General features: G+C 57.1%; 24 protein-coding genes, 1 tRNA gene and 1 pseudogene. 19 read left to right on the plus strand and 7 right to left on the minus strand.

The genetic code is table 11. The features are described 5' to 3' along the window. Positions 1-6: 6 nt before the first annotated feature. Together ACWBU6_RS14760 and gloB are read right to left on the minus strand one after the other, a co-directional pair. Positions 7-657 carry a DsbA family protein gene (locus tag ACWBU6_RS14760; protein WP_452644049.1) on the minus strand — a complete coding sequence of 217 codons (651 nt, stop codon included), beginning with the start codon at positions 655-657 and terminating at the stop codon, positions 7-9. A gap of 13 nt (positions 658-670) precedes the next feature. After that, positions 671-1,456 carry a hydroxyacylglutathione hydrolase gene (gene gloB / locus ACWBU6_RS14765; protein WP_452644051.1) on the minus strand — a complete coding sequence of 262 codons (786 nt, stop codon included), beginning with the start codon at positions 1,454-1,456 and terminating at the stop codon, positions 671-673. A gap of 20 nt (positions 1,457-1,476) precedes the next feature. Between gloB and ACWBU6_RS14770 the strand changes: the two genes are divergently transcribed. The 14 genes from ACWBU6_RS14770 (at position 1,477) to ACWBU6_RS14835 (ending at position 12,118) form a co-directional block, all read left to right on the plus strand. Beyond that, positions 1,477-2,256 carry a class I SAM-dependent methyltransferase gene (locus tag ACWBU6_RS14770; RefSeq protein ID WP_452644053.1) on the plus strand — a complete coding sequence of 260 codons (780 nt, stop codon included), beginning with the start codon at positions 1,477-1,479 and terminating at the stop codon, positions 2,254-2,256. Further along, on the plus strand, positions 2,249-2,689 hold the full coding sequence (gene rnhA / locus ACWBU6_RS14775) for a ribonuclease HI (RefSeq protein WP_452644055.1): 441 nt from the start codon (positions 2,249-2,251) through the stop codon (positions 2,687-2,689). The genes ACWBU6_RS14770 and rnhA overlap by 8 nt, the downstream gene beginning before the upstream one ends. 45 nt (positions 2,690-2,734) lie before the next feature. Further along, positions 2,735-3,436, plus strand: a complete 702-nt coding sequence (gene dnaQ / locus ACWBU6_RS14780; protein ID WP_452644057.1) for a DNA polymerase III subunit epsilon — start codon at positions 2,735-2,737, stop codon at positions 3,434-3,436. A gap of 12 nt (positions 3,437-3,448) precedes the next feature. Next, positions 3,449-3,523, plus strand: a tRNA-Val gene (locus tag ACWBU6_RS14785). Positions 3,524-4,092: 569 nt separating this feature from the next. Next, entirely contained in the window at positions 4,093-4,401 is a 309-nt protein-coding gene (locus ACWBU6_RS14790) for a type I restriction-modification system subunit M N-terminal domain-containing protein (protein ID WP_452644059.1), read from the plus strand. Beyond that, a complete protein-coding gene (locus ACWBU6_RS14795) occupies positions 4,398-4,844 on the plus strand; it encodes an N-6 DNA methylase (protein WP_452644061.1) in 447 nt (148 codons plus the stop codon). The genes ACWBU6_RS14790 and ACWBU6_RS14795 overlap by 4 nt, the downstream gene beginning before the upstream one ends. Positions 4,845-4,926: 82 nt before the next feature. Beyond that, positions 4,927-6,438, plus strand: coding sequence for an IS21 family transposase (gene istA / locus ACWBU6_RS14800; protein ID WP_452644063.1), 1,512 nt, complete (start codon positions 4,927-4,929; stop codon positions 6,436-6,438). Beyond that, a complete protein-coding gene (gene istB / locus ACWBU6_RS14805) occupies positions 6,431-7,225 on the plus strand; it encodes an IS21-like element helper ATPase IstB (protein ID WP_452644064.1) in 795 nt (264 codons plus the stop codon). The genes istA and istB overlap by 8 nt, the downstream gene beginning before the upstream one ends. A gap of 183 nt (positions 7,226-7,408) precedes the next feature. Further along, the gene (locus ACWBU6_RS14810; RefSeq protein ID WP_452644066.1) at positions 7,409-9,046 is read left to right on the plus strand and encodes an RHS repeat-associated core domain-containing protein; all 1,638 of its coding nucleotides are present in this window, start codon (positions 7,409-7,411) and stop codon (positions 9,044-9,046) included. 27 nt (positions 9,047-9,073) lie between these two features. Then, a complete protein-coding gene (locus ACWBU6_RS14815; protein ID WP_452644068.1) occupies positions 9,074-9,418 on the plus strand; it encodes a hypothetical protein in 345 nt (114 codons plus the stop codon). Between the two features lie 340 nt (positions 9,419-9,758). Further along, complete coding sequence (locus ACWBU6_RS14820; protein ID WP_452644070.1) at positions 9,759-9,926, plus strand: hypothetical protein; 168 nt, start codon at positions 9,759-9,761, stop codon at positions 9,924-9,926. Further along, entirely contained in the window at positions 9,926-10,234 is a 309-nt protein-coding gene (locus ACWBU6_RS14825) for a hypothetical protein (RefSeq protein WP_452644072.1), read from the plus strand. The genes ACWBU6_RS14820 and ACWBU6_RS14825 overlap by 1 nt, the downstream gene beginning before the upstream one ends. Positions 10,235-10,321: 87 nt before the next feature. Further along, a complete protein-coding gene (locus tag ACWBU6_RS14830; protein WP_452644074.1) occupies positions 10,322-11,428 on the plus strand; it encodes an IS5 family transposase in 1,107 nt (368 codons plus the stop codon). Positions 11,429-11,680: 252 nt separating this feature from the next. After that, positions 11,681-12,118: a hypothetical protein gene (locus tag ACWBU6_RS14835; protein WP_452644076.1), complete on the plus strand. Its 438-nt coding sequence runs from the start codon at positions 11,681-11,683 to the stop codon at positions 12,116-12,118. Between the two features lie 857 nt (positions 12,119-12,975). Here ACWBU6_RS14835 and ACWBU6_RS14840 read toward each other — a convergent pair. Together ACWBU6_RS14840 and ACWBU6_RS14845 are read right to left on the minus strand one after the other, a co-directional pair. Next, a complete protein-coding gene (locus ACWBU6_RS14840; RefSeq protein ID WP_452644078.1) occupies positions 12,976-13,302 on the minus strand; it encodes a hypothetical protein in 327 nt (108 codons plus the stop codon). 123 nt (positions 13,303-13,425) lie between these two features. Further along, positions 13,426-14,544 carry a tyrosine-type recombinase/integrase gene (locus tag ACWBU6_RS14845; RefSeq protein WP_452644080.1) on the minus strand — a complete coding sequence of 373 codons (1,119 nt, stop codon included), beginning with the start codon at positions 14,542-14,544 and terminating at the stop codon, positions 13,426-13,428. 457 nt (positions 14,545-15,001) lie between these two features. Between ACWBU6_RS14845 and ACWBU6_RS14850 the strand changes: the two genes are divergently transcribed. Then, positions 15,002-15,289, plus strand: a complete 288-nt coding sequence (locus tag ACWBU6_RS14850; protein WP_452644082.1) for a hypothetical protein — start codon at positions 15,002-15,004, stop codon at positions 15,287-15,289. Between the two features lie 649 nt (positions 15,290-15,938). Continuing rightward, positions 15,939-16,274 (plus strand): hypothetical protein, encoded by a 336-nt coding sequence (locus tag ACWBU6_RS14855; RefSeq protein ID WP_452644084.1) that lies wholly within the window; start codon positions 15,939-15,941, stop codon positions 16,272-16,274. A 1,215-nt stretch (positions 16,275-17,489) separates the two neighbouring features. Here ACWBU6_RS14855 and ACWBU6_RS14860 read toward each other — a convergent pair. Then, on the minus strand, positions 17,490-18,746 hold the full coding sequence (locus ACWBU6_RS14860) for an IS256 family transposase (protein ID WP_452644086.1): 1,257 nt from the start codon (positions 18,744-18,746) through the stop codon (positions 17,490-17,492). A gap of 585 nt (positions 18,747-19,331) precedes the next feature. Here ACWBU6_RS14860 and ACWBU6_RS14865 point away from each other — a divergent pair. Next, positions 19,332-19,691, plus strand: coding sequence for a collagen-like protein (locus tag ACWBU6_RS14865; RefSeq protein ID WP_452644088.1), 360 nt, complete (start codon positions 19,332-19,334; stop codon positions 19,689-19,691). A gap of 194 nt (positions 19,692-19,885) precedes the next feature. Then, a pseudogene (locus ACWBU6_RS14870) lies at positions 19,886-20,011 on the plus strand (zinc-binding dehydrogenase); the annotation flags it as partial. A 37-nt stretch (positions 20,012-20,048) separates the two neighbouring features. Here the strand turns inward: ACWBU6_RS14870 and ACWBU6_RS14875 are convergent. After that, positions 20,049-20,219 carry a hypothetical protein gene (locus ACWBU6_RS14875; protein WP_452644090.1) on the minus strand — a complete coding sequence of 57 codons (171 nt, stop codon included), beginning with the start codon at positions 20,217-20,219 and terminating at the stop codon, positions 20,049-20,051. 190 nt (positions 20,220-20,409) lie between these two features. Here ACWBU6_RS14875 and cls point away from each other — a divergent pair, with 190 nt between their 5' ends. Then, on the plus strand, positions 20,410-21,801 hold the full coding sequence (gene cls, locus ACWBU6_RS14880) for a cardiolipin synthase (protein ID WP_452644092.1): 1,392 nt from the start codon (positions 20,410-20,412) through the stop codon (positions 21,799-21,801). Between the two features lie 83 nt (positions 21,802-21,884). On the opposite strand, the gene ACWBU6_RS14885 is transcribed toward cls, so the two are convergent. Continuing rightward, a complete protein-coding gene (locus ACWBU6_RS14885; RefSeq protein ID WP_452644094.1) occupies positions 21,885-22,823 on the minus strand; it encodes a hypothetical protein in 939 nt (312 codons plus the stop codon). Between the last annotated feature and the right edge of the window lie 25 nt (positions 22,824-22,848).

The following is a 22,848-nucleotide window of genomic DNA, read 5'->3' on the forward strand; positions in this document are numbered from 1 at the left end:
CCAGGCCTATCTGTTCTGGCGAGAAGCCAGCGGCGGTCTGTCCAGAAACTCCTGCAAGCGGGCTTCATCGATACGATGGCCCGCAATCCGGCGCAACAGGCTTTCGATCCGATCCGCACCCCAGAACAATTCCCCTTCGTAGACAAAACTCGGCACGCCAAATATGCCGTCAGTAATGGCTTGCTCGGTCGCGCGCGCCAGTTCCGCTTTGACCTCCGGCGTCCCCGCCGCTGCGACAAGAGCATCGCCATCCAGCCCGCAATCACGCGCCACGCGTGCCAATACCGCGAAGTCCTGCGCATCCTGCCCCAGTTCCCAGGTAGCCGCCATCACCGCAGTTACGAACGCAATCCGCTCCGCTCGGCCGCCGATCGCCGTCGCCATGCGCAGCATCGGCAAGGGATTGAAGGGATGCCCCGGTGGCCCCGCAAACTCCAGCCCTTGCGCCGCCGCCTGCCGCATCACATCGCGGAAAGTCAGCACGCGCTTTGCCGGCACCTCCGCCGGACCCACCAGGCCATGCTTGTTCAACATCGCGGCAAACAAAACAGGTACCATTTCAAGCTGCACACCCGCCGCCTCAATGCGGGCAATCTGCTTGGTTGCCAGCCACACGAAAGGGCTGATGGGATCAACATACATGCGGACGGTTTGCATAAATCTCCTCAAGTCAGAAGTTGTTTTTCCACTCCCTCAGCGCAGCAAAGACGGCAACCGGTGGCTCGCTGCCATCCAGCTTGCCGGCCGCGCGCAAGCGGGCCGCGATTTCAGGCTCACGATAACGCAAGAATGGATTGGTTGCACGTTCCAGGCCGATGGTGCTCGGCACTGTCGGCTGGCCTCGTTCGCGCGTCGCAGTATCGGCCGCCACCCGGGCGCCAAGAGCGGCATTTCCCGGTTCCACCGCACTGGCAAAACGCAGGTTGGACAGGGTGTATTCATGGGCGCAGAACACTTTGGTGGCCGCCGGCAGCGCCGCCAGCTTGCCGAGTGAATTGACCATCTGCTCCGCAGTACCTTCGAACAGGCGCCCGCAACCGCCGGCAAACAGGGTATCGCCGCAGAATACCCACGGTTCGGCTCCCTCGCGGACATAAGCGATGTGGCCGCTCGTATGGCCTGGTACGTCGAGTACACGTAGTGACAGGTCCAGCCCCGGAACCTCCACCTTGTCGCCTTCGCCCAGCGGCACGGTCACTGCTGCGATACCATCATGGCGGGGACCAAAAACCGGTACCCGGAACTGGGCCAAAAGCCCCGGCACGCCGCCAATATGGTCAGCGTGGTGATGGGTGAGTAAAATGGCGGTAAGTGTCAGGCCGTTCTCCCACAAGGCGGCAAGGATAGGCGCTGCGTCGCCGGGATCGACTGCTGCCGCGTTGCGGCCATCGTGGATCAGCCACAGGTAGTTATCCTTGAAGGCGGGGACGGTCAGGACAGAAACAGGTTTGCTCATGGGCTCAGTAAAGGGAATGCATGGATAGCGCAACATCCGACGAATCCATTATAGCGTTCGACAAATGGCTGGAAACACCGCCTGGCGCATACGTGCGCGCCTGGGAGCAGGCATGCCTGGACAAGATGGTTGCTGATATCTTCGGCTTCAACGCCGTGCAGATAGGCATGCCGCAGATTGACGCGCTGGCGGCCAACCGCATGCCGCACCAGTGGCTGGCCGATATCCGCCTGCACCCGCGCCAGTCCGGTAGCAGCCGTCCGGTGGCGGTTACGCTGGACAGCGTGGAACTGCCGTTTGCTACGAACAGCATGGACCTGGTGGTGCTGCCGCACGTGCTGGAATTCTCAGCCGAGCCGCACCAGGTGTTGCGCGAAGTGGAGAGGGTGCTGATTCCAGAGGGGCAGGTAATCGTTTGTGGCTTCAACCCAGCCAGCCTGTGGGGCCTGCGCCAGTTAAGCGGCCGCATGACAGGATCTGACTACCTGCCAAGGGCAGGGGAGTTCATCTCCATGCCGCGCATCAAAGACTGGCTAAAATTGCTGAATATGGGTGTCAGCCACACGCATCTTGGATGCTATGCGCCGGCCTGCCGCACCGAACGCTGGCTGGCGCGCTATAACTTCATGGACCGGGCCGGCCCCAATTACTGGCCGTATTTCGGTGCGGTCTACATGGTGCAGGCGATCAAACGCGTGAAAGGCATGCGCCTGATCGGCCCGGCCTGGAAACAGAAAACGGCCAAGGCGGGCGTGCCTGTCCCGGCCGCCAACAAACACAAAGAAAGACTCGATGGATAAAGTAGAGATTTACACCGACGGTGCATGCAAGGGCAATCCCGGCACCGGCGGCTGGGGCGCGCTGATGATCGCGGGCCAGGCCAAGAAGGAACTGTTCGGCGGCGAGCTGAATACCACCAATAACCGCATGGAACTGACCGCAGTGATCGAATCGCTGAAAGCCCTTAAGCGCCCGTGCGAAGTAGTCCTGCACACCGACAGCCAGTACGTCCAAAAGGGCATCAGCGAATGGATTCACGGCTGGAAGTCGCGTGGCTGGAAGACTTCGACCAAGGAGCCGGTGAAGAACGCCGACCTATGGCAAGCGCTCGACGCAGCGCAGGCAGTGCACAGCGTCGACTGGCGTTGGGTGCGAGGCCACAACGGCCACCCGGGCAACGAGCGCGCCGACCAGCTGGCGAACCTGGGCGTGGAATCGGTGCGCCGCAAGTAAGGCCTGCTATACTTCGCCGCTTGCTACGAACATACTCGTGAATTTATGCGTCAAATCGTCCTCGATACCGAAACTACCGGCATTAACCCGAAACAGGGTAACCGAATCATTGAAATTGGCTGCGTTGAGCTGTTCGAGCGCAAGCTGACCGGGAATAACTTCCACCGCTATATCAATCCAGAGCGAGATTCGGAAGAGGGCGCACTGGCGGTGCACGGGCTGACGACGGAATTCCTGCGCGATAAACCGCGCTTCCACGAAGTCGTAGAAGAACTGCGCGAGTACATTCAGGGCGCCGAAGTCATCATTCACAACGCGCCGTTCGACCTTGGTTTCCTGAACCACGAGTTCAACCTGCTCAAGCTGCCAACCTTCGATTCTCACATCAACGGGGTGATCGACACCCTGGTGCAGGCGAAGGAAATGCGCCCCGGTAAGCGCAACTCGCTGGACGCATTGTGCGAACACTTCGGCATCTCCAACGCCCACCGCAAGCTGCACGGCGCTTTGCTTGACGCGGAGTTGCTGGCCGATGTTTATCTGGCAATGACCCGTGGCCAGAACAGCCTGGGCATGGACATCGTCATCGAGGAAACCGGCAGCGGTATCGCCATGGCCGAGATCGCCCTGGCCGAAGTCAAGGTACTGCGCGCAAACGAAGCGGAAGAAGCCGAGCACATCGCGCTGTTGGATGGCCTCGATAAAGCGGTCAAGGGAACTTGTGTTTGGCGCAACCCTAGTCTATAATTGCGCCACTTCGGGAGGTTAGCTCAGGGGTAGAGCACTGCATTCACACTGCAGGGGTCGCAAGTTCGAAACTTGCACTTCCCACCAAATTTATTTAGTAAAATCAAAGGCCTACATAAATTCGATGCGGGCCTTTTTTGTTGCTGAAGCGAAATGTACGGAAAAAGTACGGAGTTTCGAGAATCAGTGCCGTTTGTCCGATTCGGTAATCTAAGGGTTTTGCCGTGGCTTGTTCGGCATTGAGCTCATATCGCCATCAGCAATTGGTTTCTCGTTGAAGGTTCGCTGAAGCGGGGCGAGGGCTGATGGCTTGGCAGGTTGGGACAGTTTGAATTTCCCTCTCTCCGCCAGAATCACTATGGCGTTAAATGATGTGTTGGTCCTACCCGCCATCGAACCGGCCAAAAAATCGAAGCCCGCGCAAGCGGGCTTTTTTTGTTTTTCGGTCTCGATTGGCGACGTACATTGGGATGGCCGCCCTGAAGCGGGATTGATGGGCAAAAGTAGGCGATTACACGCACTGCCTCAATTGCCGGTAAGCACGTAGAATTATGCGTTCTGCCAAATTATCACAGCCGCACGTACAAATCCGACTAAAGTCATATCCACTTAAGGTGGAATGGCAATGCAAACTCTATCAAAACAGGAACAGTAATATGACCAGCGCCCAACAACGCGCCGAACTGCAACGCCGAATCTGGCAAATCGCTAACGATGTCCGTGGCGCCGTCGACGGCTGGGACTTCAAGCAGTATGTCCTGGGAACCCTGTTCTATCGCTTCATCAGTGAGAACTTCGCCAGTTATATCGAAGGGGGCGACGACAGCGTCAATTACACCGCGCTGACCGATAGCGTCATCACCCCGGAAATCAAAGACGACGCGATCAAGACCAAGGGCTATTTCATCTATCCAGTCAGCTGTTTGCCAAAGTGGCTGCCAGTGCCCACACCAACGAGAGCTTGAATACCGACTTGGCCACTATCTTTGCGGCCATCGAAGCGTCTGCCAATGGCTACGCTTCTGAACGCGACATCAAGGGCCTGTTCGCTGACTTTGATACTACTAGCACCCGCCTCGGCAACACTGTCAAGGACAAGAACGCCCGTCTTGCCGCTGTACTTAGAGGTGTGGCCGAGCTGGACTTCGGGCATTTTGACGCCAGCCATATCGACCTGTTCGGCGATGCCTACGAGTTCCTCATCTCGAACTATGCCGCCAACGCCGGCAAATCGGGCGGCGAATTTTTCACGCCGCAAAATGTGTCTAAGTTGATTGCGCAACTGGCCATGCATAAGCAAACCAGCGTCAACAAGATTTATGACCCAGCCTGTGGCTCGGGATCGCTGCTACTTCAAGCCAAAAAGCATTTAGATTGTTGCCGCCGACCGAAAATTGACCCACTTTGAGGGCTGATGCCGACTGAAAATTGACCCAGGTGTTCTACTACTCCCGCCTATTTTTTGGGCAGGAGATAATAAGGTGATCACCATGGAAATGTTAGGTAAAGTTCGACGGATGTACCTGCGCGACAAGCTGTCGCTGCACGAGATCGCGAAGCGCACGGGCCTGTCCCGCAACACGCTGCGCAAATGGCTACGCAAGCCGGAAGACGCGCCACCGCCGCGCTATCGGCGAGAATCGGCACCCACCAAGCTGAGCGAGTTCCACGCCACACTGGAGCAGGCGCTCAAAGCTGACACCCACCGCAACAAGCAGAACCGGCGTACCGGGAAAGCGCTGTTCGCCCAACTCAGGGCCGAAGGCTACGTCGGCAGTTACAGCCGGGTTACCGACTTCATCCGGGAATGGCGTGGCCGCGAAGGCAAGGCGGCAGAGGCTTTCGTCCCGCTCAGCTTCGAGCTGGGCGAAGCGTTTCAGTTCGACTGGAGCGAGGAAGGCATGGTGGTCGGCGGCATCTACCGGCGTCTGCAGGTGTCGCACATGAAGCTGTGCGCCAGCCGCGCCTTCTGGCTGGTGGCCTACCCCAGTCAGGGACACGAGATGCTCTTCGACGCCCACACCCGCTCGTTCACAGCGCTGGGCGGCGTGGCCCGGCGCGGCATCTACGACAACATGAAGACGGCGGTCGACAAGGTCCAGAAAGGCAAGGGCCGCGTGGTCAACACGCGCTTCACCGTCATGTGCGCGCACTACCTGTTTGAGCCCGATTTCTGCAACGTGGCCTCAGGCTGGGAAAAGGGCGTAGTGGAGAAGAACGTGCAGGATAGCCGGCGCCGGATCTGGATCGAAGCCCAAGACCGCCAGTTCGCTTCCCTCGCTGAATTGAACGCTTGGCTCGGAGAGCGCTGCCGGACGCTGTGGGGAGAATTGCAGCACCCGGAGTACGAGGCGCTGAGCGTGGCCGACATGCTGGAACAGGAGCAGGCCCACCTGATGCCCATGCCCACGCCGTTCGACGGCTACGTGGAAAAGGCGGCGCGGGTGTCGTCCACCTGCCTGGTCACCGTGCACCGCAACCGTTATTCAGTGCCGTGCGAGCTGGCCGGGCAGATGGTGAGCACAAGGCTGTACCCGACCCGCGTGTGCGTGGTGGCCGGCGATGCGCTGGTCGCCACCCATGAACGCATCGTCGATCGCAAGCAGGTGTGCTACGACTGGCAGCACTACATCCCGCTAGTGCAGCGCAAGCCCGGTGCGTTGCGCAACGGCGCCCCCTTTGCCGACATGCCCGCGCCGCTGCAGCGGCTGCGGCAAGGCTTGCTGCGCCACGCCGGCGGCGACCGGCTCATGGCGCAGGTGCTGGCGGCCGTGCCCGGCGCCGGCCTGCCGGCAGTGCTGGTGGCGGTGGAGCTGGTGATCGAGTCCGGCGTGCTCAGTGTCGAGCACGTCGAGAATGTGCTGGCCCGCCTGAGTGCCGCCCCGCCGCCGGCACATGCCGAGACCAGCCTGGTATTGAAGGAGGCGCCGGTAGCCAACACCAGCCGCTATGACAGCCTGCGCGAGACGGCTGGCAGCAGCGCGGAGGTGAACCATGCGTGACCTGATCAAGGAATTGAAGGGCCTGCGCCTGCACGGCATGGCCGACGCTTGGACCGATCTGGTGGCGCAAGGAGAGCACGCCGTGTCGTCGTCCAAATGGCTGATTGAGCACCTGCTGCGCGCCGAGCACACGGACCGCGCCATGCGTTCGGTGAACCATCAGATGAACGCCGCCAAATTCCCCGTGCACCGCGACTTGGCCGGCTTCGACTTCGCGGCATCCAGGGTCGATGAGGCCCTGGTGCGGCAACTGGCCACGCTGGCCTTCACCGATACGGCGCAGAACGCAGTGTTCATCGGTGGCCCCGGCACCGGCAAGACGCATTTGGCGACGGCCATCGCGGTGGCGGGCATTGCCTCAATGGGCAAGCGGGTGCGCTTCTACTCGACGGTCGATCTGGTCAATGCGTTGGAGCGCGAGAAGCGGGAAGGCAAGGCCGGTCGGCTGACACAGTCGTTGATGCGGATCGACCTGGTCATCCTCGACGAACTGGGGTATCTGCCGTTCAGCCAGGCCGGCGGCGCGCTGCTGTTCCACCTGCTCTCGAAGCTGTACGAACATACCAGCGTGGCCATCACGACGAATCTGAGCTTTGCTGAATGGTCCGCCGTGTTCGGCGACGCTAAGATGACCACGGCGCTGCTAGACCGGCTGACGCACCACTGCCACATCGTGGAGACTGGCAACGACTCCTACCGCTTCCAGCACAGCAGTATGGCGGCCAAGGGGCGGATCAAGGCGCGGGAGCAAAAACAGAAGGCCGGGAAGGCGGACTTTCCGGTGTAGCTTTGAAGACAGGATGTATAACGATATAAATCGTTTACTCCGTTAATTAACTATTGAACTGACTAAGGGGGGATTCACGGCGGGCTGCGCCCACCGCGAATCCCCCCTGTCTTTGGTACACTTATCCACAGACGCCGGCTCCCAAAGCAGCGTCCCGCCCTGGGTCAAAATTCAATCGGCAGGGTGGGTCAAAATTCAGTCGGCGCCAACACCTTTGCCTACAGCAAGCGCGGCGAGCTGCTCAGCGAAACCGGCCATATGGGCAAACTTTCGCATAGCTACGACGAACTCGGCAACCGTCTTAGTACGACACTGCCTGACGGACGGGTCATCCAGTCACTTTACTACGGCTCTGGACATGTCCACCAGATCAATCTGGATGGTGAGCTCATTTGCGATCTTGAGCGCGACGACTTACACCGCGAAGTCGGACGCAGCCAGGGCGCGCTGAGTACCATATTCAATTACGACGGCATGGGAAGGCGTACCCGCGCCCAGTCCATGCGCGATGGCCTTGCTTTGCTGGCTAAGGAATGGGCTTATGATCTGGCGGGCGAGATGGTTCGGAAAGATCATTCGCTCAATGGACGGACCTCCCACACGTACGATCCATTGGGAAGGATCTGCTACGCGGACCAGAACGCGCAGCGCGAGATGTTCCATTGGGACGCTGCGGCCAACTTGGTTGACTCCGTTCAGCCAGGCGGCTATGTTCGGCACAACCGTATCCTCGTTTTCCAGGACCGGCGTTTTGAATACGACGTGCACGGCCGACTTGAATCCAAGCGTACAGGCGCGCACACCGAGCAACGATTCAGTTATGACGGCGAGCACCGGCTCACTGAGGTCGAGACGCGTCGCAATGGCGTAACGCAGCAGGTTCGCTTCGACTATGATGCGCTGGGACGCCGCATTCGCAAGCACGATGAGTTCGGTACCACGCTATTCCTGTGGAGTGGCATGCGCCTGTTGCAGGAGCTGCGGGGAACGCAAGCGGCTACCTACCTCTATGAAGCGAACAGTTACGTACCTGTCGCCCGGATCGACAGTGCGGCTGGCGGCAAAGTGTTGGCTGAAGGCGGCGCGACTCACGCAAACAGGAAGGCGTCAACGTATTATTTCCATTGCGATGTTTCAGGTTTGCCGGAGGAACTGACCGCAGCGTCTGGAGAGCTTGCGTGGCGCGCGCAGTACACAGTGTGGGGCAACACGGTTGCCGAAAGCTGGACTGCCGGGACCACAGATGCGCAAGCGCTGCACGAGCAACCGCTGCCGCAGAACCTACGCCTCCAGGGGCAATACCTGGACAGGGAGTGCGGGCTCCATTACAACACCTTCCGGTATTACGATCCGGATATCGGACATTTCACCACGCCCGATCCGATCGGACTTGCCGGTGGGCTTAACCTGTATCAATATGCACCGAATCCGATTTCGTGGATTGATCCATGGGGATGGAACAGCCACGGCGTTTATGACGTCCATGGCGAAGCTAAACTGCCGTCAGACATGTATCGCATGTCCGATGGTCGGCATTTCCAAGAGGCGAACAGGCAGCTTTACTATCAGATGAAAAATGATCCTCAATTTAAGGCTGCCATTGAGGCAAAATATCCCGGAACTTTTGATAAGGTTTCACCAGGCAGGCGAGGGGCCTTCCCGAGAACCGCTCCGCCTGATTTAACGTGGCATCACCATGAAAAAGTTGGCGGATTATTACAACTCGTCGATCAAGCTGACCACAACGCGAGACATAAAGACTATCACCCAACAGGTAGAGGAGGTCGAAATACGTGGGGTGGTGGCAGTAAGTGTCGATGACTTCGCATTTTTGAAAAGGATAAGGTTATGGAGTACTTCAAATCTATTTCGGATTTGGTTGCAGGCTTAAAGAAGCTGCAACAGGAAGCATGGATTCATACGGATATGCAGGTTTGGCTGTCAAGTCCGGAAAAGGCCGATTTTTACTATTTGCCATGGGATTACATGCAAAGTCTGGAGGACGATGAAGTCTATGAGGACGATGATGGTGTTGAGCTACCACTTGCTTTGAAAGATAAGAACTTGAAGGAGTGGATGCTAGTTAATGTACTTGCTCATATTGCGAAGTCTATTGATTGGAACACGGAAGGCGCAAAAGAATTCATTGCCCAAGTCGACTATTACCGTGAGTTTGACACCTTTAAGCGGTGAGGAAAGGATGACCTCGGGAGCCTTTCGCAGTGATGCCATTCTGAAGCCAAGATGCGCTTGTGCTCCGCTTTCGGCACGACCGCATGGGCCACAAGCGTTGGGATCAATTTGGCCATGACGTGGTGCTGGCGCCGACGGTTCGTAACGAGTGAGCGTACGATATCGCCAGTGAACTTGCCGAGGAACGCCACTCGCACCGGGGCCCCAGCACATTTGCGTATGATGCGCTTGGCCGCCTTACATGTGTCCCACATAATGCCCCAGTGTGAACTGTTTCGATGGGACTCTACTGCCAATACGTGAGCCAGGGGACGAGTACTGTCTTTAAGTTTGGATAGAAATGATTGTGAGTGATGTTTCGACATTGGTCGAGGAGCAGGAAAACAAGCAGCAGTCGCTGTGGGCAAAGATAGAAGGAAGCCGATGGTATGCTATTCCTCCGGCACTGGCTGAATCGTTTCTCAAGGCCGGCGCGCAAGTGTGCCAGGCGGAAGAATTGCCACACTGATGGCGATCACACTGAAGGCAGAATTCACCCTTCTCTTGGATCATGATGGCTATTGGCTTGTCGAGAAGTCGATAGCTCCAGAGGTCATGGCTGCACTAGAGAAGTTCCGAAATGGCGTGGTAAAAACGCATTCGAAGATCGCTTCGTGCCGGCTCGCATTGGAGAAAGCGGTTGCAATGGGGGCTAACGAGTTGCACATTTATGGCTTAGGGACGGCCGCCGCAGCCAAAGAGATTCGTGCTCGTGGGATTAAACCGTTCATCTATCATTGGGATGCGTCAGCAGACCTGACCAGGCATAGGCCCTAGCAGGCTGCTGAAATACCGCCTCGGCACCGCGCCCGAGGCGGCCCGTCCAATGTTATCCTGACGCCCCCATTCCCGACCTGGAAATCAATGCGCGGCGCCGATACCTTTACCGAAAGCCTGTTCACGATGCGCAAGCTGGAGGACTTTATTCCGGCAGACCACCCGCTGCGTGTCATTCGCAAGATGGCCAATACAGCGCTGGAAAAGATGGACGACTTGTTCGCTAAGATGTACGAGGCCGACATGAAGGGCGGTCGTCCGAGTATCGCTCCCGAAAAGCTACTGCGCGCGATGTTGCTGCAAGTGCTGTACAGCATCCGTTCGGAGCGCCAGTTGATGGAGCAGGTCCAATACAATCTGCTGTTCCGTTGGTTTGTCGGCCTGTCGATGGACGATACCGTTTGGGTGCCGACTGTCTTCACCAAAAACCGCGAACGCCTGATCAAGCATGATGCCGTCATCGAATTCTTCAACGAAGTGCTGGTCATCGCAGAAAAAGAGGCGTGGCTTTCGTGTGAGCATTTCAGCGTGGACGGTACCCTGATTCAAGCCTGGGCCGGCCACAAAAGCTTTGTGCGCAAGGAGGACGATGGCCAAGGCAACGGCGACGGCGGCGATTTCAAAGGCGAGAAGCGCAGCAACGATACCCACCAGTCCAAAACCGATCCCGACTCCCGCCTATACCGCAAGGGCAACAACACCGGTAGTGAGCTGCGCTATATCGGCCATACCCTCAGCGACAACCGCCACGGCCTGATCGCCAATGCGATGGTCACAATGGCCGATGGTTATGCCGAACGGGAAGCAGCCAAGGCCATGATCGGCGATGCGCGTCAGGCGCTGGTTGATCCAAAGCGCGAGATCACGCTGGGCGCGGACAAGGGCTACGATGCCGCGGAATTCGTGCAAGCTTGCCAGGCCATGAACGTCACGCCCCATGTGGCGCAGAACAAGTCCGGCCGCAACTCGGCGGTGCCCGAGTCGATTGCACAGAGCGATGGCTACGCGATCTCGCAGCAAAAACGAAAACTCATCGAACAAGGCTTCGGTTGGGCCAAGTCCGTCGGCGGCATGCGCCAGGTGATGGTGCGTGGCTTGAAGAAAGTCGACCAGATGTTCGTGCTGACCATGGCCGCATACAACCTGGTGCGCATGCGCTCCTTGGGACAAGTCCGTCCCGCGGCGGCAGCATGATGGAAAATCGGTGGAAAACCTCGTGCAAACTGGGGAAACGATGGAATTTTCTTCCGAAAATCCCATCTTATGAAATTAATTAATCGACCAGCACCCGGAATCACGCGCCACGACCGATTCCAGCCGAGTGGTATTTCAGCAGCCTGCTAGGGCAAGCCGTTGGTGACGTGGTACTTGCGTACGGCTAGACTTGCATACAGTTTAAAACATCCCGGCTGTGAATGCCGCCAAACCAACGTTTGAAGGAGTGAAATGACGGATCTCGCACATGCGCTGAAAACCGAAATCTCCCGACTCGCCCGCAAAGAATTGAGGGCGCAGTTGGAACCGCTAAAGAAATCGGCAGCTCAATCCAAGGCCCAGGTGGCGGTTCTTCGCGAAGAGGTTGGCGCGCTCAAAAGGCAGATACGAGCCCTAGCAAAGCAAGCACTCCATCCGGCTGAAAAATCATCTGAAGTGCAGCAAAAATCGAGGCAACGCTTCACCGCCAGAGGGTTCGCTACGATGCGGAGTCGTTTGGGGCTCTCACACGCAGAATTGGGGCGGCTCATCGGGGCGTCCGACCAGTCTGTCCGTAAGTGGGAAGACGGAGAGGCCATCCCGCGCAGGAAATTTCAGCAGGCGATCTTTGCTTTGCGTGGTATCGGAAAGCGAGCGATTGCTGAGCGTCTTGGCGCAGGCGCCAACTGACAGTGGTCGGCCAAAAGGAGACGAGACGTGCGAGGACAATCCGCTTCCAATGATAATTTGGACTACGAACGAATCGGACGATTCATTTATTCATTCCATCGAATTTGCGGATCAGCGGGTAAATTGACTGACACTGAGCTGGCCACCGATGCGCCTCCTGAGCTTGCTAAGCGCGCAGCGAGTCTCGCTCAAAAGTTCCATCACATTATGGAGAACCCTGGATCTACTGCCGAAAGTGAGCTTGCATCAACGCTCCATGAAGCAGCTGAGGTACAGCGCGGAATTGATGAATGGCGCTCCAAGGGTTCCCGGCGGTAGTCGGCCAAAAACAGACACTACAGGGCGCGGTTCGTATGCAAACATTGACGGGAAAGATACCTAACGTTGTAGCAAGTTGCGCTGTTTTGGGCGGGCTTCCATTATTAGCTTTCATAGTTCTATTTCTTCAGTTGACGGCGGCACGAAACGCAGGGCACCCACTAACCGGGGATGCAATCGGCCTAGCGGTGATGTCAGCATTTTCATACGGACTTGCTTTACTGAGCTTTGGCATTGGCGCTGTGTATTTTGGATATAAGCGAGTACGGTATCATCTGTTGCCCAAACGCTGGCACCTAATAGCTTTAGCTTGTGGCGCTGTTGAAGTTGCCGCACCAGTTCTGTACTTTGTATTCTTTTGAGTCTGATGGCTAACGGCCAGGAGCGGACGAGCGGTCGGCCACTATTTCATTGCACGCCATTGCAGGTCCATTAAACGATTGAATCTAACCAGCGCCTGCGCCTAGCGGCGCAAAGACGCTGATCGCGTGAGCGCGGGGAGGTTAGTCACTTAGCTAGGGCTTCTAGGAGATTGCCATTCATTTACGTGCCGGGGAGAGCGTTAGCGTTGACTTTTCGTTGGCAATAGGCTGCCCAAGCGTCCATAAATCGCGGCGCTTCTCGTATAGGTCGCTGCGAAAGTAAGCGGCTTCGGTGGCGTCACGTACTGTATGTGCCCGTGCGGCCTCACGGACTTCGGCTGGAAAAGCGGTTTGCTCCGCCGCCCAGTCCCTGACGGTCGAGCGAAAGTCGTGCATGGTGTAGGCCAGGTCCAGCCGTCGCAACAGCATGTCGTCGGTCATGCCACTGTGTGGCTTGCCGACTTGGCTTGGAAAGAACAGGCTTTTCGTTTCCGCTGTACCCATGGCCAGTTCGCGCGAGACGGCCGGCGCACGACGTGCAAGTGGGAGGTGGGGCTCAACGCCTGTCGTCATGTGGGAGGCACGAGTGATCCGGCGCAGTAGTTGAAATGGAACTAGCTCTATATGCTACAACGCTAGCCGCGCCAGCGCGCTCATGGCAATGTCTCCCCTCAAGTGTCCATAATGTTTCTCAATCATCGCGACAGAAGTACCACTTATTTGTGCGACAGTTAGCAAATCAAGCCCGCCGTGTACAAGATCCGTGATAACGCTGTGGCGTATCGTATATGCAGTGGTGCTCTCTGGCAGGTCCGCCTTTCTTGCTGCCTCCTTGATCGGTTTTTTCCAAGAATCCCTCGACCATCTCACTCCGTCCTGCCTTGAAAAGAGAGGCTCGTTTTGTTTTTTGGTCCCGATGGCGGTCAGCAAGATTGGTTCGATTTCTGACGGTAACGTAATTATGCGGCTGTGTCCGCCTTTATCTTTTCCAATAATGAGAGAGCGGAGGCGCACGACATAGTCATCTACATTCAGAGCGGCCATCGCTCCAGGGCGCAATGGTAACATCGCCATGCATTTCAAAAACAACGCGATGTCCAGGCCAGCCGCCTGCACCAGTGCGCGCCTCTGCTCCCTATCGAGATACAGCCGCCGGCGTTGCGTCGCATTTCCTATTGCCTTCAAGGCGACTTTCCATGCGACGTCCGTTGCGACATATCCTTCTGCCAGTGAAAAGTTGAGCGCTGCGCGAATTGCCGCGAGATCACGGTTGACCGTGCTCTTTGCCCTTGGCCGGGTGCCGCCAGAATAGTCGGTGCGCGCCGGCTTCGCGCTCAGTTGTTGCCGGAACGCCTTGACTTGTTCGCGTGTCAGTTCAGTCAGTGGTACGGTTTCAATGTCACTGCCTGAGATCCACCTGCGGTAGCGGTCTTTGAGGTCTTCGGCCGCGTCGGCGCCACGGACCTCCAGTGTACGTTTAACATAATCCAAACAGGCGTCATTAACGGTATAGGGAGGTGAAATGTCCGTGGGTGGCGAGGCCCCATCGGGAGCCCCAATATCGATGATTGGCGGGGGAGGTGAGGACGCTGGATGCTCTTGAACTATTGCTGCCTGTGCGGCAAGGACCGCTTGGGCGAATCTGTCGCTTGGCCGAAACTCTTCGAGCCGTCCTAGCGACACTTCGCGTTTCTCGCCATTTTCGAGCACGCGAACTTGCCAAGTGCCGGCAGAGTCGGACGTCATTTTTCGGAAGCCAACGTGCAAGCCGCGGTTCAATCTATGCCAGTATGGTTCGCGTCGTGGCTTCAGTCGATCACGGCCAGAGACAGTGTCGATCCTCTCACCCATAATGCATACCTACAGTGCAAAGCCTTAAAATAGCACTATTCGAAAAGACGGCCAATCCGGTATTTCTTGCTGACGCAAAAGAATGTTTGGGAGGTGAGTACGGAGTGGGTACGGAGTACAGTCGGAAATTCTGGGATCTGTTGGGAGACGCCAGATGCGCGCTTCTCCTATGAGAGGGGTCTCAAGACAGCTCGTACTGACTCTCATCTGAGCGTTCACACTGCAGGGGTCGCAAGTTCGAAACTTGCACTTCCCACCAAAATGCACATGAAATCAAGCACTTACAGCGTCAATTCAAGAGTTTGTAATGTGCAGGGGTCGCAGGAAGGAAAACCTGTGCTGATCTCTTGAAATGACCAATCAAATCAACGGCTTGCGAACTTTTGTCGCTGGCCGTTTTTGTTTGGTACGGAAAAAGTACGGAAAAGTTCTCCGCACAGCAGGGCGTGAGGGGCATTCCGGCAAGGCGCTGGCCCCCTGGAATGGCATTGAATTGGAAGACCTCTGCACTCCAACTGCAAGGGGTTACCATCGTCGGCGTGTCCTGGACTTTTCTGCAGGGTTCTTCTTCAACTCAGGAAGTTGCACCTCAACGTATGCACCGGAATCTGTTCAGGATTCGTTCAGTCCGGTGCATTGATATTGCGGGGCAGGATGCCAAATGTAATCACAACAGCGAGCTTTTGTGATGACACCGGGCCATGCCACTCGGTCGCGCAGCGCCGATCGCAGCCTGGCCCTTCTGGTTGAACTCATGCTGGCTCAGTACTGCGCGTTGGATAACAGTGTGCGCTCGCCGGGTAGCTTGTGGACTACCAACGTGATGCCGAGTCGCCGATAGGCTTCTCGCATAATTCTCTCGGCATTGTCAGTAGCAGGGTCGTCTCCGACTAAATTGGAGATATTGATTTCACGCAAAGGATCACTTGTCACTGTCGGCAGCGCCACCGCAAGTGTCAATCCAAAAAGTGTGCGGCGTCGCATTAGCTAGCCTCCCTTAACGCTCCCGGTTAAGGCCGGGATATCATGATGCTACCGCATTGAACTGGACTCGGGTTCTGGCCGACCAATTTTCCCTTGTTCCAGGGAATGCGCAGGTGCGATGGCATTTGGAATATGTCCATGGTGTAAGGAGTTCTGCTATGCTCCGGTCGTCTATTGATTTGAGTGCACTGCTTCCGAGTGAAGCGTGAGAATTCGCGAATTTTTCGTGCGGGCAAGAATGTTATGCTGTGCTATTGGCTCCCGTGCGGCCACGAGCAGACAAAGAGCAACGTGAATGGATCGATATGAGACCAGGCGCCCATTACAGAATTGAGTACGAAAGCTTCGGGAATGCCCGTGTTCGATTGACGTTGCGGTTGGAAGAAGTCCATCAAGTGCTTAAGTTTGCGAAGGAAAACCTGAAACCAGGTTCGGAACTCTTTGTCGCCTGTCTTGGTGACGGAGTTGACTTTGGAAACTTTAATTGCGAAGTTGACCCGGAAGGGCAAGCTACAATTACGGCCCATGAGCATCGAGGGTTTATTTCCACCGGCTTAAGATTAGAACAGGCGCTGAACGTCCTGGCGTATTGGTTGCCGGCGCAGGCAAGAGCACGCGATATTCGCTGGACCGCGCAATGATGTCGTGGCGGCGCCCGTTCCCGGCCAAGAGCCCCCCCCCCGGAATAAGCCGTCGTATCTATGTAGGACTTGAAGCACGCCATGCCAGAATATATTCCAATGCTAGAGCGTGTGCTTCAAGGATCGCAGCTCGCGCATTGCGAAGCGTGGGCGTACGTACGGTTTCATCAGGATGGCGTTGTCGCTCTTTGGGCGCACTGATCCAAACCAACTTTGCCTGAAACCCACCAAGCACTGCTTCCGTGGACACTCTATAGGAATAGCCATCGATCGTGCTGGTATGGTCTGCCAGTGCAAGAGGGCATTGGTTTTTCATTGGATCTTCTTCATCGAAGGATGACTCTACATACTTTCATCTTAGCGGGCTCGCGATTGATTGCTGTAATTATTTAATCCAAGCCATAACTGCTGAAATGAATGTTCATTGACCTCGCAACAAGAGGGCTCGAAGTGACGATGCTTCGAGAGAAGGCATGATCTGAATGCGGAACAGTGTAAGCCGGCTTTGCGCGCGGACTTCCTGAGCGCAGAAGCGATGGCGATGCGGGTGCCAAATATATCCAGCCGGAGAGCTTGCTACCACCAGCGCGCATTTTGCCTGGTGTTTGCAACACCGCGCGTACGCCGTTCGTTTGCGACGGTTGCGCGGGCCAATTACTATCACCACTTCAATCGTACTCGGAGCAGTTCGCACTGGCGCGGGAGGCGCAGGGCGCCCCCCTGCGCTCACAAGCGTCGACCAACTGTCGCTGGCGTAGAGAATCGAATAGATTCGTCATATTATCGGCGTCGCGCCCCTTCCATGAGGGGGCGCTATCTCGGGGCATTGTGGAGTGGCGCCTGACGTGACCGTCTCCAGAGAGGAGCCGCTGGATAATGGGGGAAGGGACTTTTTCACTGATCAGATAGGCGATGGCATAGCGCCATCCACACTGTTCAGCCAGGTCAAGCGCACCATCAATGACGCTTGCTAGGTGAACGCTCATGCGGCGTTCCTGATTATCAAGTGACACGGTTGTCTCCATTTCCATTCTTTGGCTTGGCTACGAGTGGCCCGGCGATGGTTTAGGCGGTTTCCACACCTTACCACGTCGGAATTACCTGTTGGATACAGGGGCTCAATAAGAAGGGGAAATGTTGGTGCCGGGCGACAGCTACTGGGTACTTTATGTGGGACCTGTCAGGAATTTTGTGTGCCGGGGTCGCGGTTCGTAGTTAGTTAATCGCGTTGGTGAAGCGTTCACCAAACAGAATGGCAAACTGGTTGGCGGCCATCTTCCAGGTCCGTTGCGGCATCTTCCAATCTTTTTCGATATTGCGCAAGGCCAGGTACAGCAATTTGGTCGCTGCCTCGTCGCTCGGGAAGTGGCCACGGTTCTTCACGATCTTCCGCAACCGCATGTGCAGGCTCTCAATGGCATTCGTGGTGTAGATAATCGAACGTACTTCCGGTGGGTACGAGAAGAACGGAATCACCTGCTCCCATTGGCGCCGCCACATCGCCGGCACGGTCGGGAAGCGCTGCCCCCACGGGCCGTCTGCAAACGCATCTAGCGCCGCTGCTGCCGCGTCGGCGTTCGCTGCCTGGTAGATCGGCTTGAGCGCAGCTGCAAGCTCCTTGCGATCCTTCCAGGACGCCAGCGTCATCGAGTTGCGAATCAGGTGCACGATGCAGGTCTGGATTTGCGCCTGCGGATACACGGCCTCAATCGCTTCAGGGAAGCCGCGCAGGCCATCGACGACCGCAATCAGAATGTCTTCCAATCCACGGTTGCGCAGCTCGTTGAAGACCTTCAGCCAGAACTTGGCGCCTTCGGTTTGTTCGATCCATAGTCCCAGCACTTCCTTGCGGCCATCGGCGCGGATACCCAGCGCCAAATATACGGCCTTGTTCTTGACGGTGCCTTCATCGCGGATCTTCAGCCGCAGTGCATCGAAGTAGACGATCGGGTACATCGTCTCCAGCGGCCGCTGCTGCCATTGCGCCACTTCATCCATGACCTCGTCGGTGATGGTCGAAATCAGGTCTGGCGACACTTCGGTGCCGTACAGTTCCAACAAATGCGCCTGAATCTCGCGCACGGTCATGCCGCGAGCATACATGCCGATGACGTGGTCATCGAAGCCCGGCATGCGGCGCTGGTGCTTGCCGACGAGCTTTGGCTCAAAGCTGGAAAGACGGTCACGTGGGATCTCCAATTCCAGCTCGCCGCCCGGTGCCAAAACGGTTTTGCGGCTCTTGCCGTTACGGTGGTTCTTGGCGTCGCCTTCGGTGGCGAGGTGGTGGGTCAATTCGGCTGTCAGCATGCGCTCGGCCAGCATCTTTTTGAGCTGGCCGGCCAAGCCTGACTCCCCGAGAATCGATTCGGCATCCTTGTTCTCGACCTGGGCCAGCAACTGGTCAATCAGTTCAACAGGAAACGGGTACTGCTTCTTGGTTTTTGGTTTTTTAGTGGTCATTACGTCGGTCATGGACAATCCCTTTCGGTATTATTTCATGACCCCAGATTCACACTAAAATTCTGACAGGCTCTTTATGTGCGTTTGCTCGCCGAATTGCCCCATTCCGATCGACCCGCCTACCCACGCAACCTCGGACCAAAATGGACCTTGGATAACGGCCACTACTGGGAGCACCAGCGCTTACAAACGCTGGGTTGACTTGTGGTCCGCCAACGCTGCACGAAGCGGCTTTGCCATGACATCTGAATCCGCTCGCCAAATCTGGTAACAACCACAGTACATTTCTTGGCGAGCGCTGCCCATCCCACCAAATAAGGGTTCTCACCGGGATACGGGGCATCGCCATGTCCAAGCCAAGCCGGGAGTGTCATCACTTCGGCCGCTCAGTATGGGAGCGCACGGACAACGACGGAATGAAGGCGTACGCTGCGTGCAGACCGTCAGTCTCAGCCCCTCTCCCGTTCGAGTCATCCAGGATGGCAGCACCGGCCGCCTGACCATCGTCTCGTTCTTCACGCCGCGCAGCGGAACTCCCGTCTCGCGCCGTCGAGCCGTTCCGTATGCAGCAATGCACTCATTACCGGAGGATTCATCATGAAACATACCTTGATTTCGTTCGCGCTCATCGCGCCCCTTGCGTTGACCGCCTGCATACGCGAAACGCCACCGGCGGTGCAAGTAGCGGCCGGTCCAGCCGGCACGCCAGGGCCTACCGGAGCCACCGGCGCCACAGGGGCCGAGGCTCGTCCTGGTGCCACTGGCCGGACCGGCGAAAGCGGAGCACAGGGCTACGATGGCGCCAAGGGGGCCACCGGCGACAGCGGAGCACAGGGCTACGATGGTGCCAAGGGTGCCACCGGCGCAACCGGTGCGTCAGGCAGCACTGGTGCCCAGGGCGACACCGGGCCTAAGGGCAAAGAAGGCGACACAGTGATTGTGGTTCCATCGCGCTGATACTGACAGGTAGTCGCAACGAAATTGCCAAGCATGGGATTGACGCCGGCGACACGCCGAAAAGGCAAATGGAATGCCTGGCGCGGGAGCGAGTAAAGAGCCAAAATATCATAGCTCGCTTCAACGAGCGAGTAATCGGCCTGACAAACGATCTCATCACCTTTGCGCCAAGTCTGCAGGCCAACAAGGCGACGGCCGGCAGCATTCGTCCCCCAGTGATCGACAGGGTATTTCCCTTTGCACAGGCACAGGGGGCACTTGCGTACCTTGAAAAGGGCAGGGCAAAGGGGAAAGTGGTGGTGCAGATTGTAATGACCTGATTGCCATCGGAGCGGATCTTCTCCGAAAGCAAGCCGGCTAATGTCGGCTGCACAAGCGCGCGCCGCGGTGGCCTTGCTGCCCGTCGTTCTTATGACGCCCGGCGACTTCATTGCGGGCCGCCTTCTGCTGTTGCTTATTGATGTCGCCAGTCTTGTCGGGGGCTGCCTTATGGTGGACAGGTTCCGGGCTCTTCGTTATGTGGCTCATGATTTCCTCCGTTGGAATTGAAGATGCAGTCGTATGCAAAGACCAACGTATATCTCGCCAGTGAAATAGCCAGTGCCTAGCGATAGGGCTCCTCTTCATCAATCGCTGCAACAGGCTGTTAGTTCGCAGTCGAACGGAGAACGCGACAGGATGGAAGGCAAGTGGTACGCTCAAGAGACCGGAGGGGGCAATGAAAAGCTGTCTGATCGGGCTTTGGCTGACGATGTTACTTACGGGGGCACTTGCCGCCTGTGGGGCGCTACCCAACGTTTCCTTGCCTAACGCCAAAGTGGCCGCAGAACAGGCAGCCAAGGTAAGGGATCCAGAAGGCAATTTTCCTGGCCCCGGCTCTGAAGTCCTTCTCAAGAAGCGTTGGTCTACGTCGACGCTGAATGCCAAAGCACTTTCCATTCTGGAAGAAGCTGCCACGGGCGTTCCTTTGATTGCCGGCAACAGAGTTCAGTTGCTGTTCGACGGTCCCCGGACCATGGCAGAAATGGCCAAGTCCATAGCTGCCGCGACAAACAGCGTCAACTTCGAAACCTATGTCTTTGACCAGGATGAGCAGGGTGAACAATTTGCCGACTTATTGATACAGAAACAGCATGAAGGCGTCGTGGTCAACGTGATCTATGACAGTGTCGGCACGCTCAATGTACCGCAGGCGTTCTTTGAGCGCATGCGCTCCAGCGGCATTCGCCTGGTGGCGTTCAATCCAGTCAACCCTGCCAAACTGCGCGGCAACGGATGGATGTTGAATAACCGCGACCACCGGAAGCTACTGATCGTTGACGGCAAGGTTGCATTCACTGGCGGGGTGAATATCAGCGATACTTATGCGAATAGCTCGCCTTTTCGTGGACGCGCCGATAAACGTGCAAAAAACAAAGGCGATTCAGGCTGGCGCGATACCCATCTGAAGATCGAGGGACCTGCCGTCGCCGCCATGCAGTGGGCGTTTATTCAAGCCTGGCTGGAACAGGATGCCGACGACCTCAGGAGTGCGGAGTACTTTCCGGCACAGGCTGTCTTGGGTGATAAGGTGCTGCGCGTACTCGCCAGCAAGCCGCATGGCCATTTTGAGATTTACAAGGCGTTCCTGCTGGCGCTCCAGGAATCGAAGAAGACAATCAACATTACCTGTGCTTACTTTGTGCCGGATGACCAAACCCTGATGGCACTGATAGCCGGCGCGAAGCGCGGCGTGCAAGTGCAACTCGTGCTCCCCAGCATATCGGACGCGGGCATCGTCCAACTGGCTAGCAGAGCCTATTACACACGACTCTTAGAAGCTGGGGTCAGAATCCATGAGTTGAACCATTCTGTGCTGCATGCTAAGGCTGCAGTGATCGACGGGGTATGGTCGACGGTCGGCTCGACTAATATCGATAAACGCAGCTTCTTGCATAACTCCGAATTGAACGTGATCGTGATTGGCGACAGTTTCGGTGCGGAAATGGACAGCGCCTTCCAAGAAGACCTGCGTAATTCGACCGAAGTGACGCTCAGCGAATGGCTGCGACGCCCCCTGTTAGATCGGGCCCGGGAATGGTTGGCTGATCTGCTGAGCTACTGGCTGTAGGCATGTGGAACGCCAACCTTGCTGGGTTGGCGAGTCCTGATGCCGGCCCGACCGTTCGTACAAGGGGCTTCAACGGAATATTGCTACTCACGCTTTCCCGAATCGTGGTCGCCTCGTTTTTCTGCTTTCTTTTCCGCCTTGTTGGCCGCTTTGGTTTCGGCGCGATTATCCTTGTCAGGCGGACCGCCATGTTCCGCCCTGGGTTTAGCATCCCGTCCTCGATCCTCGCCCTCCGGCCGACCCGCATTGGGGACAGCATGCGGGGGGGCTTGTATTTGCGGTTGCTCTGGCGGACGTGCGGGAGCAGCCCGAGGTGCTTCGCTTCCTTTGGTGGGGGAGCGCTCTCGCACGGAGGGCCGCAGAGCGTTGATGCGGTCTTCATGCGATCGAGCGGTTGGCGCCTGAGACTGCTCAGGCGAGCTTGGTCTTTCCATAGGGCGTTTCGAGGTGTCGCCAATCATTGTTTGCCATTGCTGGCGTACTTGCGCATCCCGCGGCGCATAGCCGTAATGTTGCTGCACCAATTCCCTGCGCCGGGATTCATCAGGATAATTCGAACGCGTATACTGCCTCTGGTAGCTTGGTAGCGGCGCAGGGGCGGGGGCCGCTCGCCGGTCCCATCGCCTCCACTCTTCATGGCGGCGCGCCCAATCCGGACCCCACACAGCATCCCAGCGCGGTGGCTCGTTCGGTCCCCACGTCCGGAACGTCACTGGTGGAGATCCGTAATAGCGCAGCGGAATACGCAACAAGGCCAGAGGCACATTGTCGTACGAAGCCGATTCCCAAGGTCCGTCATACCAGGGGCTGGCGTACCATCCTTGCGGCACATAGACCCAATACAGACCATCGTAAAAGAAGTAGTTGGCTTGCAGCCGCGGCACGTAATACACAGGATAGTCGGGAATTCGCTGCAGGTCCGGGTATTGCGGCACATTAAAACCTATGCTGATGCTGTTCTGGGCCGTTGCCGGCGCGAATGTCAGCACCATCAGCGTCAACACTATCAATAATTTGCGCATGTTATTTGCTCCTTTGAACGGTGGC

It is taken from the genome of Pseudoduganella sp. HUAS MS19 (assembly GCF_053615455.1).